A 14,650-nucleotide genomic window follows, 5' to 3' on the forward strand; every position below is an offset into this window, starting at 1 on the left:
CGAGGCTGCACTCATGCCCGGGCTCCCTCTGCGTCTGCTCGCCCCGCTGCTGCTCAGCGCCGCCGCGCTGGCCGACGCGCCGACCTACCACGCCGACATCGCCCCGCTGCTGGCCAGCCGCTGCCTGGCCTGCCACAGCGGCGCCCAGGCGCCCTTGGGTCTGCGCCTGGACAGCCTGGAGCAACTGCTGCGCGGCAGCCAGCGCGGCCCGGTGGTTCACCCCGGCGATGCCGCCGGTAGCGAGCTGCTGCGCCGCCTGACTGGCAGCAGCCAGCCGCGCATGCCGCTGACCGGCCCACCCTTTCTCGCTGCCGCCGAGATCGCCCTGGTCGAACGCTGGATCAACGCCGGGCTACCGCCGGGCGACGCGCGCGCAGCCGAGCCTGCCATCCCGAGCCCACAACCCGGCGAGGCCGTCGACTACCGCCACGTCGAGGCCATCCTGCTGCGTCGCTGCGCCAACTGCCACTCGCCCAGCGGCCTGATGGGCGCCGCCCCCGAGGGTTATCTGCTGTCGAGCTACGCGGCGACCCTGGCCAGCGGCGAGCGTGCCCGGGTGGTGCCCGGCAACCCCGCGGCCAGCGAGCTGGTGCGACGCATTCGCGGCCAGGCGCGGCCGCGCATGCCCTATGACGGCCCACCCTATCTCACGGACGCGGAAGTCGACCTGATCGTGGCCTGGATCGAGCAAGGCGCGCGCGACGCCGCCGGGCGCCCGGCGCCGCTGCCGGCGGGCGCCAAGCTGCGCCTGCACGGGCGCCTGGATGAGGCCGGCAAGCTGGACGGCCTGCCACTGCTGATCGACGCACGCTCACGCCTGGACGATGCGCCACGCCCCGGCGCGTACGTGCAGGTGCGCGGCCGCCTCGACGCCGGCGGCCGCGTGCGGGTGGAACGCCTACGCCTGCGCTAGCTGCTCGGCCGGCGCCTCGCTCGGGCGGTAGGCGGTGTGCACCATCTTGCTGTCGACATGATTGATGGTCGACAGGATCTGCGCGGCATCGGTCAGCGACGGCGCCATGGTCCAGCGATCCAGCGCGTCGTTGCCGATGCGCAGCATGCCGGTGTGGGTCAGGTCGTTGAGATCCACCACCGGGTCGACATCGTAGAAACCCAGGGCGCGGCGCAGCTGCTCGATATCGGCGCGGGTGCCGGTGAGGAACTGCCAGCCCGGGCCGATATGGTGGCGCTCGACGTACTCGCGCAGGCGCTCGGGGCTGTCCTGCTCCGGCTGCAGCGTCAGCGAGTACAGGTGCACGTCGCGCCCGACCCGCTCGCCGAGCATCTTCTGCACCAGGCGCAGGTTGGCGGTGGTGGCCGGGCAACTGTTGGTGCACTGGGTGTACATCATGTTGATCGCCACCACCTTGCCGTGCACCAGGTCGTCGTAGAAGCGCACCTGACGCCCCTCGTGGGTCAGCAGCGGCACGTTGGGAAAGCGTGTACCGCCCACCCCGGCCAGCGGCGCGGCCGGCTGCTGCAGGCTGCTGCCCGAGCGCCAGGCAGCCCAGCCGAACGCGGCGACGCCCAGCCCTGCCAGTACCTTTCTTCGCGTGTTCATGGCAAAAAACCTCCGGCTGGCTCAGACGACATCCCAACGCAGCATCATGGCGTGGTCTTCGTGGATCAGGTTATGGCAATGCATCACGTACTTGCCCTTGTAGTCGCGAAAGCGCATCAGCACACGGGTGGTGGCAAAGCCCTCGATGACATAAACATCCTTGCGCCCGCGCTCGTGGATCGGCACCGTCACGTTGCGCCCATCGATCGACTTGCTGAGAATGCGCCCCTCCTCCAGGTGGATATGGATGGGGTGATCCCAGCCATCGTCGATGCTGGTCAGCTCCCAGATTTCCATGCTGCCCAGGGGCATGACCGCGCGCGGCGTCGTGACATCGACGAACTGGCCATTGATCGCCCACATGTTCTGCCTGCGCTCGAAGACGAACTTGCGCACCGGCAGCGCCGCCAGCTGGGCGGTGCTCGGTAGCGGCGGCAACGGCCGCAGGGTGCTGGGCACCCGACTCAGGTCCTGCTCCGGCGGCTCGCGATCGACCACGAACTTCAGCACCCGATCGCCGGGCGCCTTGACCTGATAGGGTCGGCGGGTGTCCTCCGGGCGGTGGGTCAGGCGGTTGACCAGGTACAGCTCGGTGCCTACCGGGTAGCGCGAGAAGTCCACCACGATATCCCCACGCTCGGCCACGCCGAGACGCACGAACAGCCTATTGAGCAGTGGCTTGTCCAACAGGTTGCCGTCGTTGGCGATATAGGTGAAGGGCTGGATCACGTTGTTCGAACGGGTCAGGTAGAACTGGTAGAAGCGGCTCGGCCCGCCATTGAGCAGGCGGAAGCGGTACTTGCGCCGCGCCACCCGCAGCACCGGCTCGATCTTGCCGTTGACCACCACCTTGTCGCCGAGCACGCCCTCGGGGCTGACCTGGTCGTAGTAGAGCATGCCGTTGGGGTCGAAACGCCGGTCGCCGAAAGCCAGCGGGTAGTCGTAGGGGTGGCTGGGCAGGCGCAGGGCGGCGGGGTTGGGGTCCTTCTCGTTGCCCGAGTCGATATGGTCGAACAGCAGGAAGAAGCCGACCAACCCGCGGACGATATTGGGCGCGGTGAAGTCCAGCGTATGGTCGTGGTAGAACAGCGTGCCCAGCGCCTCGCGGTAGTCGCCGATGCCGTTCTGCAGCTCGTCGTAGCCGGCGTAGATGTTGGAGTAAAGGTGGTCCTTGAAGCCGCCCGGCGCGGTCAGGCTAGGCCCGGCCTTGGTGGCGCTGTAGTAGTCGCCGGGAAAGCCGTCGCTTTCCGAGCCGACGTGGGCGTTGTGCAGGTGAGTGCTGATCTCCGGCGTGCCGAAGCCGGTGTGGTTGCCTGGCAGGTCGTTAAAGATGCGACACAGCACAGGATGGCCGTAATGCGCATGCACCACCGGACTGAGCACGCTGAGGTCGGGTTGCTTGGCCTGGTAGGTCCAGACCGGCTGCGGCGGGTAGGCCGGGTTGAACACCCAGTTTTCGCGCTGCGCGACGTGCAGCTCGTAGTGTTCGGCCTGCGGGCCGAACTGGGCCCAGCGCTGGTGCGCCGGGCGCCCGGCCTCACCGGCGGCGATGTTGGCCAGCTCGCTGGGCGGCGGATTGAGCGTGCTGCCGTACAGCAGCGGCGGCGCGTCGGGCAGAAACTCCTGCCAGGGGACGGTTGCCGGGCTCGGTGGAAACTCACCCGGCAACAGCGCCTCGCTGCGACTGGGCGCCAGGATCAGCGGCGCCGCGGCCAGCGCCGCGCTGCCCTGGAGAAAGCCGCGCCGCGATAACTGGCCTGGCGGCGCCATGGACTGATCGGCGGGCGTGGCGACGTCTTGCGCCTCGCCCGGCCCTTGACTCGGCAATACCGGTTTCATGCTGTATCTCCCCGGCGTGCGACCACTGCTCGCAGGCGCAATGAGGGCGCGCCGCCTGAAAATTGGGTCGACTCGACTTGGCATCCGGGCCAGAACAACTACCTGCGACCACACCACCCAATGGGCAGGTGCGCCGGAGCGAGTCGACTCGGCTCCGGCAGGGTCGCTGCGCGGGAAATCAGCAGATAAGGGGCGGGGCATGCAGCAGGCGCCAGAAGCGCCTGAGCCCGGCGGGCTGCATGGTACGGCACGTCGAACAGCTGTCCATGGCGTTCTCCCTAGCGGTAAACCTCGCAATCACGACGGCCAGCGCCCTCTCCTTCGCCAGCCACCGTCAAATAACCAACAACTACAGGCCTAACTTAAGTCCAATATCAACAGCGAGTCAAAGAATCGTCACTCCTCAGAACCCAAGTGCATAGAAACAATAAACATATGTAAAGAAAGTAAATTTCCTGAAACACAAGCCTGCAGCCCGCGCCGCGCCTGGCCTGCAGCGCCTTATGCAACTGGCCAAAGGCCATCCGCCGCACGCAACCGCGAGGCGATCTCGACTCGCCCGCGTCCGGCTTGCGCCGCGCGGCGCGAACGCCGAAGCTAGGGCTCTGTTCATCTCCGGAGAGGATCGGCCTTGGATTGGCACACCCTGCTCACCCGCGAACGTCTCGGCAAACCCGCTCCCAGCTCTGCGGAACTGGGCCGCAGCCCCTTCCACAAGGATCACGACCGCATCATCTTCTCCGGCGCCTTCCGCCGCCTGGGGCGCAAGACCCAGGTGCACCCGGTGAGCAGCAACGACCATATCCACACGCGCCTGACCCACTCGCTGGAAGTCAGCTGCGTCGGTCGCTCGCTGGCCATGCGCGTCGGCGAGATGCTGCGCGACGAACTGCCCGACTGGTGCGCGCCGAGCGACCTGGGCATGGTCGTGCAGTCGGCCTGCCTGGCCCACGACATCGGCAATCCACCGTTCGGCCACTCCGGCGAGGACGCCATCCGTCACTGGTTCCAGCAGGCCGCCGGGCGTGGCTGGCTAGACGCCATGAGTGAGGCCGAGCGCGCCGACTTCCTCAGTTTCGAGGGCAACGCCCAGGGTTTTCGCGTGCTCACCCAGCTGGAGTACCACCAGTTCGACGGCGGCACCCGGCTGACCTACGCCACCCTCGGCAGCTACCTCAAGTACCCCTGGACCGCGCGCCATGCCGAGGCCCAGGGCTACAAGAAGCACAAGTTCGGCTGCTACCAGAGCGAGCTGGCGCTGCTCGAGCAGATCGCCGCCAAGCTGGAACTGCCGCAGCTGGAGGCGCAGCGCTGGGCCCGCCACCCGCTGGTGTACCTGATGGAGGCGGCGGACGACATCTGCTACGGCCTGATCGACCTGGAAGACGGCCTGGAGATGGAACTGCTTGAGTACAGCGAAGTTGAAGCACTGTTGCTCGACTTGGTCGGCGACGATATTCCGGAAACCTACCGCCAGTTGGGACCGCTGGATTCGCGCCGGCGCAAGCTGGCGATCCTGCGCGGCAAGGCCATCGAGCACCTGACCAACGCCGCCGCCGGCGCCTTCGTCGAGCAGCAGCGCGACCTGCTCGCCGGCCGCCTGCAGGGCGACCTGGTGGAACACATGCACGGCGCGGCCAAGCGTTGCGTGCAGAGCGCCAAATCCTTGGCGCGGGAAAAGATCTTCCATGACAAGCGCAAGACCCTGCACGAGATAGGCGCCTACACCACCCTGGAAATCCTCCTCAACGCTTTCTGCGGCGCCGCCCTGGAGCAGCACGGCGGACGCGCGCCGTCGTTCAAGCACCGGCGCATCCTCGACCTGCTCGGACACAACGCCCCCGACCCGAGCTGGCCGCTGTACCGCTCCTTTATGCGGGTGATCGACTTTATCGCCGGCATGACCGACAGCTACGCTACGGAAATGGCGAGAGAGATGACCGGGCGCTCCAGCCCGGTATAGCGAACCTATGAAGAACCTGATCCGCAGCAGTTTCACCTGGCATGCCGGGCCGCCGGCCTGGGGCCCGGCGCTGGTCGCCGGGTTCGGCTGCGCGCTGCCCCTGCTGCTCGGCCTGTTCACCGCCCACAGCGGCTTTCTCTGGGCCTCGGCCGGCGCCTTCCAGGCCGCCCAGGCCAACCCGCTGCACCGCTTCGGCATGCTGCGCATGCTGCTGCTCACCGGCCTCGGTGCCTGCAGCGCGGGCCTCGGTTTCTGGGCCGCCAGCCACCCGCTGGTCAGCCTCGCCATCTTCGCCGCCTTCGGCCTGCTGCTGGCCTGGCTGCAGCGTTTCGGCAGCGAGGCCGGCAAGCTGGGCATCGGCCTGGCCATCTGCCTGTGCCTGGGCCAGGGCCAGTTCGGCCTCGGCAACCTGCACAACCCCTACGCGGTGGCCATGCTGTTCATCCTCGGCGGGCTCTGGGTGATGCTGCTGGCCTTCGGCCTGCGCGGCCTGCACGGGCTGCGCATGTGGCCGTACATGCCGCGCTTCATCAGTATCCTCAAGGTGCTCAAGCGCCACGCCCAGCGCCTGCCGCGCCAGCAGTGGCGCCTGCATGCGCTGGCCTGCATGCTGGCGTTCGCCGCCTCCGGGCTGATCGTCAACCTGGCCGGGCTGTCGCGCGGTTACTGGCTGACCCTGACGGTGATCACCACCCTGCAACTGGAGTTCCAGGGCAGCCTGGTGCGCGCCCTGCAGGCCAGCCTGGCCAGTCTGGCCGCCGCCGGCCTGCTGATCGCCTTCGGCCACAGCCTGCAGGACCCGGCGCTGATGGTGATGACCCTGCTGCCGCTGGTGATCCTCAGCCGCGCCCTGCAGGCCAACCACTACGGCCTGTTCGTGCTGCAGACCAGCCTGTGCTTCGTGCTGCTGGCCGAGAGCCTGGCGCAGGACTGGCACCTGGCCGAGGTGCGCCTGCTCAACGCCCTGATCGGCGTCGCCCTGGCCCTGACCGTGGCCCTGCTGGTGCACGGCTTGCGCCTGCAGCTGAGCAAGCCGCGCCGGCTGCAGCAGGGGCAGGAATCGCCGTAACGCCACCTCCTAGGGTGTCGCGGGGCCGCCTGGGCCGCGCGCACCAGCAGATCGCCGGTACGCATGGCGCCCCCTAGGCCGGCCGCCGCGCCCTGGACATCGCTGCGCGGCGACACACCGGCCCGCTGGCTGCCGGCGACCAAGCAGGCCCGACCACTCTTCACTATGCTTGCTCTGCCCGCAGCGCCACCCAAGGAGTGAAGTGCGATGCCCAAGACCGCCGTTCCGCGCGAGCGTCGCTTCCCGTTACACGTCCATATCAGCGCCCTGTTCACCCTCCTGTTGCTGCTCACCGGCGTGGTGCTGGGGTTGTTCAACTACCAGCAGACCAGTCAGATGATCGTCTCCAGCAGCGCCAAGCTGTTCGAGCGCATCCAGCACGACGTGCAGCAGGACCTGGACAGCACCTACCGGCCGATCCGCCACCTGCTCAGCCTGCTGACCCTCGACCCGGCCACCCAGGGCGACGACCTGGACACCCGCCTGGCCCTGCTGCGCCCCTTCGTCCAGGCCCTGCGCGACAACCCCAAGCTCGGCTCGCTGTACCTGGGCTACGACGACGGCGACTTCTTCATGGTCCGCCCGCTGCGCAGCGACGCCCTCAAGCAGCGCTTCGACGCCCCGCCGGGCGCCGCCTACCAGATCTGGTCGATCGACCGCAGCGCCACAGGCACCGAGGCCTACTACCTGTTCTACGACGGCTCGTTGAACCAGCTCAGCCGCCGCCAGCGCCTCAAGGAAAGCTACGACCCGCGCAGCCGCGACTGGTACAAGCGCGCCCGCGGCGACGGTGGGCAGATCACCACCGCGCCCTATGTGTTCTTCTCCACCGAGGAGGTCGGCACCACCCTGGCCCGGCGCAGCGGCCTGACCGCGGTGCTCGGCGCCGACCTGACCCTGGCCGACCTGTCCGCCACCCTCGCCGAACACCGCGTCACCCCCAACAGCGACCTGGTACTGGCCGACGCCGAGGGCAACGCTGTGGCCTACCCCGACAGCAGCCGGCTGATCCGCGTCGAGGGCGACAGCAGGCGCCTGGTCAAGGTGCGCGAGATCAACCCGGTGCTGGGCGAGCTGCTCGACGGCGAACTCAACGAGCGCGACCAGGGCACCGTGGTGCTGGCCCAGCAGCGCTGGGCCATGGCCCACCGGCATATCCAGGAAGGCGGCCCGCAGGGCCTGCACCTGGCGCTGCTGGTGCCCGAGCGCGAGCTGCTCGCCGACGCCTACCGCATCCGCTGGCAGGGCGCGCTGATCACCCTCACCACCCTGCTGCTGTGCCTGCCGCTGGGCTGGCTGGCCTCGCGTCTGGTGGTCAAGCCGCTGCGCGCGCTGGTGCAGGAGGCCGAGGCGATTCGCCGCTTCGACTTCGACCACCCGGCCAGCGGCCGCTCGCCGATCCTCGAAGTCGATCAGCTGGCGGTGTCGATGACGCGAATGAAGGACACCCTTGGCCGCTTCCTCGACATCGCCGCCAGCCTTTCCGCGGAAACCCGCTTCGACGCCCTGCTGCGCCGGGTGATGGACGCCACGGTGGCGATCAGCGAGGCGCAGGGCGGGGTGATCTACCTGCTCGACGCCGACAGCGGCCGCCTCGAACCCCAGGGCCTGGTGCTCGACGGCCAAGCCCATGGCCTGGACGAGCTGGGCCTGCAGGGTTTCGCCCTGGACGACGCGGCGCTGCCCGACTGGCTGCGCGGGCCGGCCAGCGGCGGCGCCAGCGTCGCCATGTCCCTGGGCTTCGACCAGGCCGGCAGTTTCCGCGGCCTGCTCTCGGCGCTGGACAGCCCGCGCCTGCACCTGATTGCCGCCGGCCTGCACAACCGCCAGGGCGACACCGTCGGCGTGCTGGTGCTGCTGCAGCGCGACCACGGCGACGGCAACGACAGCATGTTGCGCCCGGAACGACTGGCCTTCGTCGACGCGGTGTCCGGCAGCGCCGCGCTGTGCATCGAGAGCCAGCGCCTGCTGGCCCGGCAAAAGCAGCTGCTCGACGCCTTCATCCAGCTGATCGCCGGCGCCATCGACGCCAAGAGTCCCTACACCGGCGGCCACTGCCAGCGCGTGCCGGAAATCACCCTGATGCTCGCCCGCGCCGCCGCCGACAGCGACGAGCCGGCCTTTCGCGACTACCGGCCCAGCGACGAGGAATGGGAGGCGCTGCATATCGCCGCCTGGCTGCACGACTGCGGCAAGGTCACCACCCCGGAATACGTGGTGGACAAGGCGACCAAGCTGGAGACCCTGTACGACCGCATCCACGAGGTGCGCATGCGCTTCGAGGTGCTCAAGCGCGACGCCTGGATCGCCTACTGGCGAGGCCGCGCCGAGGGTGGCGAAGACGCCGCGCTGGCGGCGCTGCGCGACCAGTTGCTGAACGTGCTGGACGAGGAGTTCGCCTTCGTCGCGCGCACCAACCTCGGCGGCGAGGCCATGGCCGAGGCCGACCAGGCACGCCTCAAGCAGATCGCCGAGCGCACCTGGCTACGCACCCTCGACGACCGCCTGGGCGTGTCCTGGGAAGAGGCCAAGCGCCAGCAGCGCAGCCCGGCACCCAGCCTGCCGGTGGCAGAAGCGCTGCTGGCGGACAAGGCCGAACACCTGATCGAACGCCCGGCGCAGGAGCTGATCGCGCCGGACAACCCCTGGGGCTTCAAGCTGGAGGTGCCGACGCACAAGTTCAATCGCGGCGAGCTGCACAACCTGAGCATCGCCCGCGGCACCCTGACCGCCGAGGAGCGCTACATCATCAACCACCACATCGTGCAGACCATCCTCATGCTCGGCCGGCTGCCGTTCCCCAAGCACCTGCAGAACGTCGCCGAGATCGCCGGCGGCCACCACGAGAAGATGGACGGCACGGGCTACCCCAAGCGCCTGACGCGCGACGAGATGAGCCTGCCGGCACGGATGATGGCAATTGCCGATATCTTCGAGGCGCTGACCGCGGTGGACCGCCCCTACAAGAAGGGCAAGACGCTGTCGGAGGCGCTGAACATCATGGTCGGCATGTGCAAGGGCGCGCACATCGACCCGCCGCTGTTCGCCCTGTTCATCCGCGCCGGCATCTACCGGCACTATGCCGAGCGGTTCATGCTGGCCGAGCAGATCGATGCGGTGGACGAGCAGGCGTTGCTGGAGAAGGCGGGGCTGGCCTGACGGCCGTGGCCCGGATCGGCCGAACGGCTGATCCGGGAAAGGCGGCGCCGGAGAACCCGGCGCCGAACGCGGATCACGCCTGGTTGATCGGGTTTTCCGGGTACCAGACATCCAGCAGCGGGCTGATCTCGAAGCCCTGCAGCTCGTCGCGGCCCTTCAGCCAGGCCTCGACGGCGGTGCGCTGCGCCTCGTCGACCGAGCCGCGCTTGGCCAGGCAGACCAGACCGTAGTCTTCGCCGCCGACGTAATCCAGGCCGTTGCCGGCGATGGCCTGAGCGAGGAACTGGTCGATGAAGGCATCGACGGTCTGGTCGTTCAGGTCGGCCTTGAAGTTCAGGGTCAGCTCGAAGCCCAGCTCCTGGAATTCATCGACACAGAGCTTCTTGCGCAGACGGCGGGAACGGTTGGTCGCCATGAAACAATCCTCAAAAGTAATAACGCGCGGCACTCTAGCAGATCGCCCGACTTGTCGCTCGCTGCCCTGCCACCTTGCGGCATAATGTGCGGCAACTTTTCCCGGCGGCTGGCTGTCGTTGACTTCAGTTATTCGAGCGCCCTCGCTCGCGGCTTGACCAACGAGCCGATCCGCCCCGTCGCAGTTGCCGCCTCAGTGCGCAAGGTTTTTCATCATGATCCAGCGGTTTCGCCAACTGGCGCTGAGCGCCCTGTTCCTGCCTCTCGCCCTCACCTGCCACGCCGCCGGCGGCGCCCTGCCGGCCAAGGTCGAGCAGGCACTGAAGGCCAACAAGATCTCCAACCACTCGCTGGCGGTGGTGACTCTGCCGTTGGCCGGCCAGGGCGGCGGCCTGCAGTTCAATGCCGATGTCTCGGTCAACCCGGCCTCCACCATGAAGCTGGTGACCACCTACGCCGCGCTGGAGCTGCTCGGCCCCAACCACCAGTGGACGACCGAGTTCTACGCCGACGGCCCGGTCAAGGACGGCGTGCTGCACGGCAACCTCTACCTCAAGGGCGGCGGCGATCCCAAGCTGAACATGGAGAAGCTCTGGCTGCTGCTGCGCGATCTGCGCCTCAACGGCGTACGTCAGGTGCAGGGCGATCTGGTGCTCGACCGCAGCTTCTTCGTCGCGCCGCAACTGCCGGCCTTCAACGATGACGGCGGCGACGCCAACAAGCCCTTCCTGGTGGCGCCCGACTCGCTGCTGGTCAACCTCAAGGCGCAGCGTTTCATCACCCGCGCCGAAGGCGGCAAGGTCCAGGTCGCCATGGATCCGCCGATCGCCACGGTGCGCATCGACAACCAGGTCAAGCTGCTCAAGGCCGGCCCCTGCCCGGCCTGGCCCGACGTGCGCTACAACGCCGTGAAGCAGTACGACGGCACCACCCTGATCGTCAGCGGCCAGTTGGCCGACGGCTGCAGCGCGCAGACCTACCTGTCGCTGCTCGACCACCCCAGCTACGCCGCCGGCGCAGTTCGCGGCATCTGGCAGGAGCTGGGCGGCAAGATCCTCGGCAAGGATCGCCTCGCCGAAGTGCCGGACAAGGCTCGCCTGCTGGTGCGCGCCTACTCGCCGGACGTGGTGGAGATCGTCCGCGACATCAACAAGTACAGCAACAACACCATGGCCCGGCAGCTGTTCCTCAGCCTCGGCGCGCAGTTTCGCACCGCCGCCGACCAGGACGATGCCATGGCCGCGCAACGGGTGATCCGCAGCTGGCTGGCACGCAAGGGCATCACCGCGCCGCACCTGGTGATGGAGAACGGCTCCGGCCTGTCGCGCGCCGAACGCATCAGCGCGCGGGAGATGGCGGCCATCCTCCAGGCCGCCTGGCGCAGCCCCTACGCCGCCGAGTTCCGCAGCTCGATGCCGCTGGTGGCGCTGGACGGCACCATGCGCAAGCGCCTGCGCCGCACCCCGCTGGTGGGCGAGGCGCATATCAAGACCGGCACCCTGAACAACGTGCGCGCCATCGCCGGTTACAGCCGCGACAGCAACGGTCAGGACTGGGCGGTGGTGGCGATCCTCAACGACCCCAAACCCTGGGGCGCCACCTCGATCCTCGACCAGGTGCTGCTGGAGACCTACAAACAGCCGAAGCGCTGAATATCTGTGGGAGGAGCGTAGGGTGGATGACGCTTTACCCATCCACCGGCGATGCACTTATGGTGGATGAGAAGAGCGTCATCCACCCTACGCAGGCCCGACAACCTCAGGCTAGCGCGCGCTGAAACGCCAGGCGCGGTGGATCTTCGGGTTGCGGGCGAAGTCGGGGTCGAGGGTCTGCGCGCTGATTTCCTCGACCTGGTAGCGCGCCGCCAGGCCCTCGTCGAGCTGGAACTTGCGGAAGTTGTTGGAGAAATACAGCACCCCGCCGCGGGCCAGGCGCGCCATGGCCAGGTCGAGCAGCTCGACGTGGTCGCGCTGCACGTCGAACACCCCCTCCATGCGCTTGGAGTTGGAGAAGGTCGGCGGATCGATGAAGATCAGCTCGTACTCGTTGCGATCCTCGGCCAGCCAGGCCATCACGTCGCCCTGCTCCAGGCGATGCTTGTCGGAGAAACCATTGAGCGCCAGGTTGCGCCGCGCCCAGTCCAGGTAGGTCTTCGACAGGTCGACGCTGGTGGTGCTGCGCGCGCCGCCCTTGGCCGCATGCACGGTGGCCGTGGCGGTGTAGCAGAACAGGTTGAGAAAGCGCTTGCCGGCCGCCTCGCGCTGAATGCGCAGGCGCAGCGGACGGTGATCGAGGAACAGCCCGGTGTCCAGGTAATCGGTGAGGTTGACCAGCAGCTTGACCCCGCCCTCGCTGACCTCCATGAACTGGCCCTGGGCAGCCTGGCGCTGATACTGCTTGCTGCCGCTCTGCCGCTCGCGGCGCTTGATCGCCACCCGGTTCTGCGCCACGCCGAGAGCCTGGGGAATCGCCGCCAGGGCGTCGAGCAGACGCGCCTGGGCCTTGTCCGGATCGATCGAGCGCGGCGCGGCATATTCCTGCACGTGCACCCAGTCGCGGTACAGGTCCACCGCCAGGGCGTACTCGGGCATGTCGGCATCGTACAGGCGGTAGCACTCCACGCCCTCGCGGCGTGCCCACTTGCCCAGTTGCTTGAGGTTCTTCTGCAGGCGATTGGCGAACATCTGCCCGCCTTCGGACAGGCGTGCCTGCGGCGCTGCCTCGGCCGCAGGCTCCACCTCCTCGCGTCCGCGTCGCTCGCCGGTGACGAACTGCTCGGTCTGCACCTTGATCAGCAGCAGCTTGCAGGGCAATGCGCCGTTCCAGAAAGCGTACTGCTTGTGGCTGCGCAGGCCCATGCGCTTGCCCAGCTCCGGCGCGCCAGTGAACACCGCCGCCTCCCAGCCCAGGCAGGCCTGGCGCAGGCGCTCGCCGAGGTTCTGGTAGAGGTACAGCAGGCTGGCCTCGTCGCCCAGGCGCTCGCCATAGGGTGGGTTGCTGATCACCAGGCCCTTCTGGTTCTGGTCCGGGCGCGGCTCGAAGCTGCCCAGCTCGCCCTGATAGATCTTCACCCAGTCGGACAGGCCGGCGCGCTCGACGTTGTTGCGCCCGGGCTGGATCAACCGTGGGTCGGCCTCGTAGCCACGAATCCACAGCGGCGGCTTGGCCAAGCCGGCGGCGGCGCGCTGCTCGGCCTCGGCATGCAGTTTCTTCCACAGCGCCGGCACGTGGCCGAGCCAGCTGGAAAAGCCCCAACGCTCGCGGCGCAGGTTGGGGGCGATGTCGGCGGCCATCAGCGCCGCCTCGATCAGGAAGGTGCCGACGCCGCACATGGGGTCGGCCAGGGCCCCGCCCTCGGCGGCGATGCGCGGCCAGCCGGCGCGAATCAGCACCGCGGCGGCGAGGTTTTCCTTGAGCGGCGCAGCGCCCTGCTGCAGGCGGTAGCCGCGCTGGTGCAGGCTGTGCCCGGACAGGTCCAGGGACAGGATCGCCTCGCCGCGCTCCAGACGCAGATGCACGCGCAGGTCGGGGTTGAGCTTGTCGATGCTGGGGCGCTCGCCGCTGCTGGTGCGCAGGCGGTCGACGATGGCGTCCTTGACCTTGAGCGCGCCGAAGTGGCTGTTGTCGATGCCCGAGCCATGGCCGCTGAACTCCACCGCCAGGCTGCCGGCCGGCTCCAGGTGATCGCGCCAGTCCACCGCCTTGACGCCCTCGTAGAGGTCGTCGGCGTTGCTCATGGAGAAGCGCGCCAGCACCAGCAGCACGCGGTTGGCCAGGCGCGACCACAGGCACAGGCGGTAGGCGGTCTCCAGCTCGGCCTGGCCGCGCACGGCGGCGGTCTGCTCGCGCGCCTCCTCCAGGCCCAGTGCCTTGGCCTCTTCCAGCAGCAGGCCTTCGAGCCCCTTGGGGCAGGTGAGAACGATTTCGTAACGATCCGACATGGACTTTCCAGTGCCTATGGCAATCAGGGAGGCGCGACCTGCGCGCCTCGACTCAAAATAAGTGACAAAACGTCACATCGCGACCCTTCGTCGGAATAAGCAAGCAGTCTCATTTGCACTAGCACAATGACGCCACTGCCGCCTGCAGCCAGGCCCCACGGCGCCTGGCCGGAAGACGCTGGACATATGCCCAGCGCCCTTATGGCCTCACCCTCGTTTAGGTTACGCCCTTATGACAAATCGATCATTCACAGGCCCCAGCGCATTCGTTAGAACACTACTTAAGGCTTTCGCTGCAACGGCGAGGGCATAGGAAGTTCGCCACGCCGGCAGCGAACTTTCGCAGGCAGAAGACTCTCTGCCCGGCCTTGCCACAAGGCCAACGGGACATAACAGTCAACAGTGAGGGCAACACCCTATGAGAAGACTTAAGCGTGATCCGTTAGAACGAGCTTTTTTGCGCGGCTATCAGTACGGCATCAATGGTAAATCCCGCGAACTCTGCCCCTTCACCCTGCCTTCGGTACGTCAAGCCTGGCTCAATGGCTGGCGCGAGGGCCGCGGCGACAACTGGGATGGGCTGACCGGCACCGCCGGTATTCATCGACTCAACGAACTTCACGCTGTCGGCTGATCAGGATCACTTCCGACTTCACCATGCCGACCCCCTCCGGGCGGCGGGCGCAAGCCCAGGGGCTCCTTCG

The 14,650-nt window shown here is 67.9% G+C and carries 10 protein-coding genes; 6 read left to right on the forward strand and 4 right to left on the reverse strand.

Annotated features, from left to right (window positions below):
• The first annotated feature begins 13 nt into the window (after window positions 1–13).
• Window positions 14–913 carry a c-type cytochrome domain-containing protein gene (locus ACIGFL_RS09915; protein WP_397497058.1) on the forward strand — a complete coding sequence of 300 codons (900 nt, stop codon included), beginning with the start codon at window positions 14–16 and terminating at the stop codon, window positions 911–913.
• On the opposite strand, the gene ACIGFL_RS09920 is transcribed toward ACIGFL_RS09915, so the two are convergent.
• Complete coding sequence (locus ACIGFL_RS09920) at window positions 899–1,561, reverse strand: SCO family protein (protein WP_397497059.1); 663 nt, start codon at window positions 1,559–1,561, stop codon at window positions 899–901. The two genes, ACIGFL_RS09915 and ACIGFL_RS09920, sit on opposite strands and share 15 nt — an antisense overlap.
• A gap of 21 nt (window positions 1,562–1,582) precedes the next feature.
• Window positions 1,583–3,400, reverse strand: a complete 1,818-nt coding sequence (locus ACIGFL_RS09925) for a multicopper oxidase family protein (RefSeq protein WP_397497060.1) — start codon at window positions 3,398–3,400, stop codon at window positions 1,583–1,585.
• A gap of 631 nt (window positions 3,401–4,031) precedes the next feature.
• Between ACIGFL_RS09925 and ACIGFL_RS09930 the strand changes: the two genes are divergently transcribed.
• The 3 genes from ACIGFL_RS09930 (at window position 4,032) to ACIGFL_RS09940 (ending at window position 9,591) form a co-directional block, all read left to right on the forward strand.
• Window positions 4,032–5,363 carry a deoxyguanosinetriphosphate triphosphohydrolase gene (locus tag ACIGFL_RS09930; protein ID WP_397497061.1) on the forward strand — a complete coding sequence of 444 codons (1,332 nt, stop codon included), beginning with the start codon at window positions 4,032–4,034 and terminating at the stop codon, window positions 5,361–5,363.
• 7 nt (window positions 5,364–5,370) lie between these two features.
• Window positions 5,371–6,432, forward strand: coding sequence for an FUSC family protein (locus ACIGFL_RS09935; protein ID WP_397497062.1), 1,062 nt, complete (start codon window positions 5,371–5,373; stop codon window positions 6,430–6,432).
• A 207-nt stretch (window positions 6,433–6,639) separates the two neighbouring features.
• Window positions 6,640–9,591, forward strand: coding sequence for an HD domain-containing phosphohydrolase (locus ACIGFL_RS09940; RefSeq protein ID WP_397497063.1), 2,952 nt, complete (start codon window positions 6,640–6,642; stop codon window positions 9,589–9,591).
• 73 nt (window positions 9,592–9,664) lie between these two features.
• Here the strand turns inward: ACIGFL_RS09940 and ACIGFL_RS09945 are convergent, their stop codons facing one another.
• Window positions 9,665–10,006, reverse strand: a complete 342-nt coding sequence (locus ACIGFL_RS09945; protein ID WP_021446200.1) for a YggL family protein — start codon at window positions 10,004–10,006, stop codon at window positions 9,665–9,667.
• 214 nt (window positions 10,007–10,220) lie between these two features.
• Between ACIGFL_RS09945 and dacB the strand changes: the two genes are divergently transcribed.
• Window positions 10,221–11,657 (forward strand): D-alanyl-D-alanine carboxypeptidase/D-alanyl-D-alanine-endopeptidase, encoded by a 1,437-nt coding sequence (gene dacB, locus ACIGFL_RS09950; protein WP_122107331.1) that lies wholly within the window; start codon window positions 10,221–10,223, stop codon window positions 11,655–11,657.
• Between the two features lie 111 nt (window positions 11,658–11,768).
• On the opposite strand, the gene rlmKL is transcribed toward dacB, so the two are convergent.
• The gene (gene rlmKL / locus ACIGFL_RS09955; RefSeq protein ID WP_397497064.1) at window positions 11,769–13,946 is read right to left on the reverse strand and encodes a bifunctional 23S rRNA (guanine(2069)-N(7))-methyltransferase RlmK/23S rRNA (guanine(2445)-N(2))-methyltransferase RlmL; all 2,178 of its coding nucleotides are present in this window, start codon (window positions 13,944–13,946) and stop codon (window positions 11,769–11,771) included.
• A 418-nt stretch (window positions 13,947–14,364) separates the two neighbouring features.
• Here rlmKL and rmf point away from each other — a divergent pair, with 418 nt between their 5' ends.
• A complete protein-coding gene (rmf, locus tag ACIGFL_RS09960; RefSeq protein WP_003244273.1) occupies window positions 14,365–14,580 on the forward strand; it encodes a ribosome modulation factor in 216 nt (71 codons plus the stop codon).
• Window positions 14,581–14,650 lie beyond the last annotated feature (70 nt).

It is taken from the genome of Pseudomonas sp. NPDC077649, assembly GCF_044542855.1.
GTDB lineage: Bacteria > Pseudomonadota > Gammaproteobacteria > Pseudomonadales > Pseudomonadaceae > Aquipseudomonas.

Excerpts from the sequence above, each read along its gene's own strand:
- ACIGFL_RS09915 (WP_397497058.1), top strand. The coding sequence starts at position 14 with ATGCCCGGGCTCCCTCTGCGTCTGCTCGCCCCGCTGCTGCTCAGCGCC.
- ACIGFL_RS09920 (WP_397497059.1), bottom strand. The coding sequence starts at position 1,561 with ATGAACACGCGAAGAAAGGTACTGGCAGGGCTGGGCGTCGCCGCGTTC.
- ACIGFL_RS09925 (WP_397497060.1), bottom strand. The coding sequence starts at position 3,400 with ATGAAACCGGTATTGCCGAGTCAAGGGCCGGGCGAGGCGCAAGACGTC.
- ACIGFL_RS09935 (WP_397497062.1), top strand. The coding sequence starts at position 5,371 with ATGAAGAACCTGATCCGCAGCAGTTTCACCTGGCATGCCGGGCCGCCG.
- ACIGFL_RS09940 (WP_397497063.1), top strand. The coding sequence starts at position 6,640 with ATGCCCAAGACCGCCGTTCCGCGCGAGCGTCGCTTCCCGTTACACGTC.
- ACIGFL_RS09945 (WP_021446200.1), bottom strand. The coding sequence starts at position 10,006 with ATGGCGACCAACCGTTCCCGCCGTCTGCGCAAGAAGCTCTGTGTCGAT.
- dacB (WP_122107331.1), top strand. The coding sequence starts at position 10,221 with ATGATCCAGCGGTTTCGCCAACTGGCGCTGAGCGCCCTGTTCCTGCCT.
- rlmKL (WP_397497064.1), bottom strand. The coding sequence starts at position 13,946 with ATGTCGGATCGTTACGAAATCGTTCTCACCTGCCCCAAGGGGCTCGAA.
- rmf (WP_003244273.1), top strand. The coding sequence starts at position 14,365 with ATGAGAAGACTTAAGCGTGATCCGTTAGAACGAGCTTTTTTGCGCGGC.